Source organism: Burkholderia sp. Bp9143 (assembly GCF_003853645.1).
In the GTDB taxonomy this organism is placed as follows: domain Bacteria; phylum Pseudomonadota; class Gammaproteobacteria; order Burkholderiales; family Burkholderiaceae; genus Burkholderia.
The window spans coordinates 1-6,677 of sequence record NZ_QTPO01000101.1 but is presented as its reverse complement, the minus strand read 5'-3'; the positions used below and the strand labels follow the sequence as shown (position 1 = coordinate 6,677).

The 6,677-nt window shown below is 56.9% G+C and carries 6 protein-coding genes and 1 pseudogene; all 7 read left to right on the top strand.

What is annotated here, in order from left to right:
* Nucleotides 1-588 precede the first annotated feature (588 nt).
* Entirely contained in the window at nucleotides 589-945 is a 357-nt protein-coding gene (locus DIE23_RS38540; RefSeq protein WP_124618088.1) for a helix-turn-helix domain-containing protein, read from the top strand.
* Nucleotides 946-1,234: 289 nt separating this feature from the next.
* Nucleotides 1,235-1,870: a hypothetical protein gene (locus DIE23_RS40650; protein WP_260436371.1), complete on the top strand. Its 636-nt coding sequence runs from the start codon at nucleotides 1,235-1,237 to the stop codon at nucleotides 1,868-1,870.
* Complete coding sequence (locus tag DIE23_RS38530) at nucleotides 1,851-3,800, top strand: Mu transposase C-terminal domain-containing protein (RefSeq protein ID WP_124618086.1); 1,950 nt, start codon at nucleotides 1,851-1,853, stop codon at nucleotides 3,798-3,800. Before DIE23_RS40650 ends, DIE23_RS38530 begins: the two co-directional genes overlap by 20 nt.
* A 10-nt stretch (nucleotides 3,801-3,810) precedes the next feature.
* Entirely contained in the window at nucleotides 3,811-4,719 is a 909-nt protein-coding gene (locus DIE23_RS38525; protein ID WP_124618084.1) for a TniB family NTP-binding protein, read from the top strand.
* Nucleotides 4,716-5,117, top strand: a pseudogene (locus tag DIE23_RS40645) (TniQ family protein); the annotation flags it as partial. The gene DIE23_RS38525 and the pseudogene DIE23_RS40645, both read left to right, overlap by 4 nt.
* Nucleotides 5,118-5,249: 132 nt before the next feature.
* Complete coding sequence (locus DIE23_RS40640; RefSeq protein WP_260436373.1) at nucleotides 5,250-5,684, top strand: hypothetical protein; 435 nt, start codon at nucleotides 5,250-5,252, stop codon at nucleotides 5,682-5,684.
* A 399-nt stretch (nucleotides 5,685-6,083) separates the two neighbouring features.
* On the top strand, nucleotides 6,084-6,677 hold a 594-nt coding region (locus DIE23_RS38510; protein ID WP_148093490.1), incomplete at its 3' end, for a TniQ family protein.

Genomic DNA, 6,677 nt, shown 5'->3' with positions numbered 1-6,677 from the left:
GTGACCCGAAAATCATGAACCGCAAAGAGCTTCAATTTGCATAATGCGGAATAGTGGAGCTAAGTGGATAGCCCTTAGATATCTACAGCGCATTGGACGCGATTGCTAACGGCACCCCGCTGTGAGAGGCGATCGTATGCCGTGTTCAGTGGCGCCCGTGGAACGACCCGTCAGCGAGTTCCAGTTTGAGCGCCCATGTCGGTCTGCGATCCGATTTGGACTTGCACTAAAAGTGTAACTCTCATACAACGGTCGCAGATCGGACGGCGGGTATCGCTCGTCAGTCATCGAAAATTTGTGTGCGTTTTGAACACCTATTGATTAATTTTTCCTGATTCCCTCACGCACTTCGTCCAGAAGTTTGACGAATGAATTGTCCCTACTCGGGAAATGTCCGAGCCGTTACTTGTACAAAAAGGGAAATTATATTCTTCTAATTTTCTGCGTCTCCATAACATGCCTCACTATTTTTTAATTCGCAGACGGCTTCTTCTGTCCTTACTGGCGACAAGAACAAGAAAATTCCCCTTGCCGGCCGGCTGGGTCACGGCATAGATTGGGTGATAGGAAACATCGAGGTGCGAAGCGATGACGCCATTCTCAAATGCGTTGGTGTATTACAGGAAGCGAGCTGGTCTGAGTCAGACGAATCTGGCCAAGCAACTCGGGGTCGCGATTCAGTATGTTTGGAAGCTCGAGCGCGGAGTGAAGCCGCCGCCGTCGCTTGGGCAAATCGAGCGCATCGCCGCGGCACTGGACATGGGCGAAGCCGATGTGGCTTCATTACTCGAGGCGGCCCGGGATTCACAAAAGAAATTGCGACTGCCTGACGACCTGCACTCAGACACGTTGCGGGTGATCAATCGTTTGGTGCGAGCAGCAACACGTCTAAACGGTAACGAAGTCACCCAGCTGGACGAATTGGTTGCGAGGATTGATCGGTAGCACCACGCGAAAAATACATTTCCCCATCAACCTATTGGATTAGGAGTACTGCCTATTTGACAGAAAAGAAAAAACCAACCCATCTAGGACGGATTGGTTTCTTCGACCCGGCTGAGCGGGGCACTGACTACTGAGGTATTCGCAGCTTCAGTATAGCCCTCTCCTCATCCGCGTCAAGGCCCAACTCGTCTCCTCGTTGCGTGGAAATGACACCCGCGCGGCCGGCGCTCGTCCATTCGGACCGGCGCCTCCACATCCACGCGCCTGAAAGGGCGCAGGAGACTTCACCATGCCTTCGTACGATACCCGCAGTGGCGGAAATTTTCGAGGTTTCACGCCCTCCGTCAAAAACGCTTGCTCGATGCCCTGGTATTCCCTGGCTGAAGAGGCGACGACCCTCTTGCTCGAGTTCAGCCCAGAGGTGCTGCGCTTCCGTAGCGCACAAGATAGAACATTTGATCTGCATGAGGCCGGCCAGACTTTTCGGTACACGCCCGACTACGAGGTTGTACGCCGCGACGGTTCGGTTGTCTTCGTCGAAGCCAAACCTGCAAAGGATTTACAGAAGCCTTCAGTACAGGTCCGCATGGCGCGCGCGAGAGCTATCCTCGCGCAGCACGCATACGCTCTTTTCATTTGGGACGAACGCACCTACATCTGCGGCACGCGTCACGAGACTCTGCGGCTCTTGCGGCCGTGGCGGGGGCGGATATTGTCCGAACGGATTCGAGAAGCACAGCGGCTCGTCGAAAAGAAGCATCCGAAAACTTTCCGAAACCTCGTGCATCTGGCCCGTACGCGCGATGTCGCGTTGACATGGATCGCCAACGGCGCCGCGGGTATCGATCTCGATGTACCGCTGACCTCCGACGCAGCCATTTACGTCGCTCCTTCGGAGGTGCGCCATGCAAAAATTTTTGCTTAAACATGGCGTCGAATTCCAGGAGGGAGAATACGTCTGGCGCGTTCAGGGTAGACTTCCCGATGGTCGAATCGAATTCAGCTCTGACTATAGCCCGCCGATACGCGTACCCGAAACTGAAGTCTGGGAACGACACAGCAACGGGCGATGGTCGGTCAGAATCGAGTCGCTGCTCGAGACGGGAGCAGCGCCGATCATAGTCGCCCGACGAGACGTTTCGACATTCGAAGAAAAAGATATCGTTGTGATGCGCGCGAGGCTCGTCTACCTGAGAGCTGTCGAGGAAGCGAATTGCTCGCGCGTTCGCGAGGTCGAAACCGTCATCAGACGGGTAGCGTGCGAAGTTGGTGCATTAACGCCACCAAACTATCGAACCTTCTGTCGCTGGAAAAAGCGCTATCAGCATTCACGTGACGTCATGGACGTGGTGCCGCGACATGAAAACAAGGGGCGCCGTGAAGTCATCGAGGGTCCACTGCTCACGCTGGTGGAAGATGTCATCGAGACGCACTACCTCAATGACCAGAAACTCAACGTCGCAAGATTGTACGATCGTGTAGAGGAGGCCATTGACGTTCATAACGAACGTGATCCGGAAAATCCGCTTCCAATAATTAGTAAGGCAACGCTTTATCGCCATGTCGAGAAACTGAATGGCTATCTCGTCACCGCGGCTCGGGAGGGCCGCACCGAAGCACTGAAGCGGTATCGGCCGGTGTTTCGCCGACTCAAAACAAAGCGACTCAACGAACGGTGGGAGATTGACCACACGCCGGTGAACTTGATGTGTGTCTGTGAGCGCACCCGTATGGTCATTGTCCGTCCGGTTCTGACGCTCATCATTGACGCGCACACCCGCATGGTGATGGGCTTTCATATTGGGGCGCGTTCGCCTGGCCAGGAGGAAGTCGGATGGGCAATGCGAATGGCCATGCTCAGCAAGCGCGATTTGTTGAATCGATTGGGTCTGGGGCACCTTGAATGGCTGGCGCGAGGTGTGGCAGAGATGGTCGTCGGGGACAACGCGTGGGAATTCCACGGGTCCGCCATGCGAGCAGGCTGTGACGAGTTTGGCATTTCACTCGTGTACTGCCCGAGGCGTGCGCCATGGTTCAAAGGCCGCATCGAACGGTTCATGCGCACGATAGCGGAACAGCTCTTTCACTTGATTCCCGGGACGACCCGATCGAACACAAAGGATCGTGGAGACTACCCGTCCGAGAAGCTTGCGTGCGTCTCTCTCGAGGAGCTGACGGTGTTTGTCGTGCGCTGGATTGTGGAGTGTTACCAGCACGCGCGACATCGCGGCCTGAAGCGCAAGACGCCAGCCCAGGTCTGGCAGGAGAGTGCACGGCTGACACCCATCTATATGCCGGCCGATCCGGATCAGCTATCTATCGCGTTTTCGGACACCATCATGCGCCCGATTACAAACAGTGGCGTGACGTTTGATCACCTTTCATACAACTCCAGTGCACTGCAGTTGCTCCGTCACAGCATCCCCGACGATGAAAAAGTCAGGGTTCGGTATTTCAATGAGCAGACCGGCTTTGTCTACGTCTATGACCCACGCCAGAAGGAATACCTTCGCGTTGATTGTACCGATCCGGATTACACGAAGGATTTGACCAGATGGATGCACAACGAAGTCACCGGCGCCATGCGAGACAGCAGCATCGATGTCAACCCTGTCTCGCTTCGGAAAGCCCGTATTCGTCTCGCGGACGACATTGCCAAGGCGGAGCTTGATCAGAAACTCAAGAAGCGTAAATGGGTTGCGCAGATCAAGGGGAAGTCGAGCAAGGATCTTTTGTTGGGGGCCGCTGGCGGGAACGGCGTGGACGATTCCATCCAGTCCGATCAAGTAGATCCCATGGTCGTCAGATTCGATAGTGTTCCTGAATTTTCAGTTACGAAGCGTACCGAACGATGAGGAGAAAATCATGAAACGATTTAATGTTCGCAAAAGCATCGTCGAGCATCCCGATTTCGTTGCTGCGCTCAAGAGCATCGAGGACGTCCACCAGTGGCTGCGGGAATCCGGCGAGGCCGGTTGCCTGGCAACGATCGGAGAGTCTGGTGCCGGAAAATCGACCGTGCTGGAATGCTATCGCGCTAAATTCCCGGTGCGAGAGGAGGTCTTTCGCCGGCACGTGCCCGTGCTCTACGTCATTGTGCCCGCAGTGCCAACCGTTCGGTCTCTTGCAGAGGCGATCCTGATTGCCTTGGGCGAGATTCCGCAAGCGGGTCAGTCGAGTGCACGCTTGACGGAACAGATTGTCAAGCTGGTGCACGGTTGTGGCGTGGAGATCATCATGCTCGACGAGTTTCAACACTTTGTCGAGGGCGATCGTCGTTCGCTGAGACAGGTCGCGAACTGGTTGAAGGTGCTGCTGGACCGGCTGCCTGCCGCTGTTGTGCTCGCCGGTCTCCCGTCACTACTGGGTGTGCTGCGGGTCAACGGACAGTTGAGACGCCGTTTCTCGCGCGTGACGGAGATCCGCCGGTTCGATGTGAACACCCAGGAAGGCGCCCAAACGTTTATTGGCGTGATGAAGGCGCTTGCCAAGGATATGCCCCTGCCCATGACGGACATTGCTGACAAGCGGGTTGCGATGAAGCTGTACTACGCGACTGCAGGCCTGGTGGATTACATGTGCAAGCTGTTGAACGGCGCCTACCAGATTGCCGAACGACGCGGTGCGAAAGCCGTTGCACTACATGATTTCGCCGCAGCGTTCCGCGTTCACGTCTGGAAAGATGCGCCCCCGTCGCGCAATCCCTTCGACGCGAAGTTCAGTGGTGTACCGCTCGACCAACCGGGTGAGCCGTTTGCGGGAGACGTGCAATGACGACCCCTTTTCTTCTTAGCGTCGCGCCGCGTCGCGGCGAATCGCTCTCGTCGGTGCTGCATCGCGTTGCTGAGGTCAATGGGCTTAGTGGGCCAGGGATGGTGCTGCGACGGGCGGGCGTGGCCGCCGCTCGGCCGCGTTTCCCCTCGGAGGCCGATGCGATTGCGAGAGTTTGCCGGCTTTCTCCGAAGTTGGTCCGAGCGATAACTCCACTGACAGTGAGAGCGATCGACTGTAACGGGGTGAAGCACCCGAAGATCAGCTTGTACGGTCACTGGGTTGAGCCCGATGCAATCCTGGTCGGCGCCAACGAGCGCGTATGCCCGGCGTGTATCGCCGAGCACCGACATGTGCTCGGCGTGAATGCTTACGTATTCGCGACGTGCTGCGCTGTCCACGGCGTCCAACTCCTCGATCGTTGTCCGGGCTGTCGACGTGATGTGTCGTCCATGCGACCGGGTCTGGCGCGTTGTCAGTGCGGGACGGATCTCGGGTCGGCCGCGTGTCAACCCGCGACGCCGGACGAATTGATGATCACTCGGCTCATCGATCGACGCTGGCGCATGAGCTTTGAGCATGACGTGCCGGACCGTTTGCCAGGCGTCCCTTCCGATTTCGCCGCGCTCGACCTTGGGGAACTGCTGCGCGTGCTTTCGTTTCTGTATCGCGTCAGTGGTGCAACAAGCGGATCGCCAGACAAGGGGCTGCGCTCGAAGGCCATTCATGAGCTTGCGCCGCGCATGCAGAAAATCGGACGGATCATGTCGGACTGGCCTCGGGGATTCGCGGAACTAGTCAACGCAGAGCGGCAATACCGACCTCGCTCGGGTTCGATCCTGAGCTCGGCACGAAGCGTTGAGCACATCTCCTTGCGTTTGTTCACGGAGTTGCCGGAGCCTCCGTTTGCGTTCCTTCATCGCGCATTGGTCGACGCAATAGGCGGTCAAGTGGTGCAGACCGTGTGACGCGATTTTCTCAATGAACCGTGGTGATCCGATTCGAATCGGATCGCCACGGGTTCCTATGTGGGACTTCGAATCTGGGTGAGGTGAATATCATGAAAACGTGTCGATGCGGCACATGGCGATCCGAATGTATGGTCGAGCACGTGCCTGAAGCGGTTTGGAACAGGCTCGTGAATCTTGTGCAGAAAATGGTCAATGAGTCAGGCGAACCGGAGGGGTTTGACGCGAAACGGTGGTTGTGTACATGGCTACACGAAGAGGTTCCGTCACTCGGGTGGAAGAAGCCGGTCACGTACCTCGATACCGCCGACGGAGAGGAACTGGTGGCTCTGACGCTGCAAAGCATGCAGACAGGCGCCTACCGCTAGGAACGAGCACTGAATCGATCTGGAGTTCGATATGGAAAATCAAAGTTGGGTGCCGTGTTCCGCAAGGCCAGCGAATGCGATGTTACGGCTGCAGCTTGCGCTTCGCGTCGAACCCTATCCCGACGAGTCGTTATCGTCGGTGCTCATGCGCCTGGTGGATGCCAACGGCCTGAGCAGCGTTGGGGCGTTGCTGCGTGACGCCAGTTGCGTTGCCTTCGGTCCGTTGGTTTCCGCCGAGATTGCGGAATTGTCTCGTGTTTGCCGGATCGGTCAATCGACGATGAGATCGATGTGTCCGGTCGAAGTTGGTGGGCGAGCACGAGGGACCGCGTTCAGTTACGCGGTGGGGCGTCACGTGATTGAGGCGAGGCATGTGCTTGTTCGAGAGCGCGAGCGGATTTGTCCGCTGTGCCTTCTAGACGGCGGCATCATGCTTGCGTCACATCGTCTTACGTGGATGACGGCATGTCCCGTGCATGCTGTTCAATTGCTTGATGTCTGTCCGCAGTGTGAGAAGCCGATCATGATGACGCGGCCGAACATGACGCTAGAGAGCGTCAAGCAGCACGGCCGGTCAGCGACAACTATTTTGGCCGGTCAACGGGGTAGTTGTCGTTGGGTATCA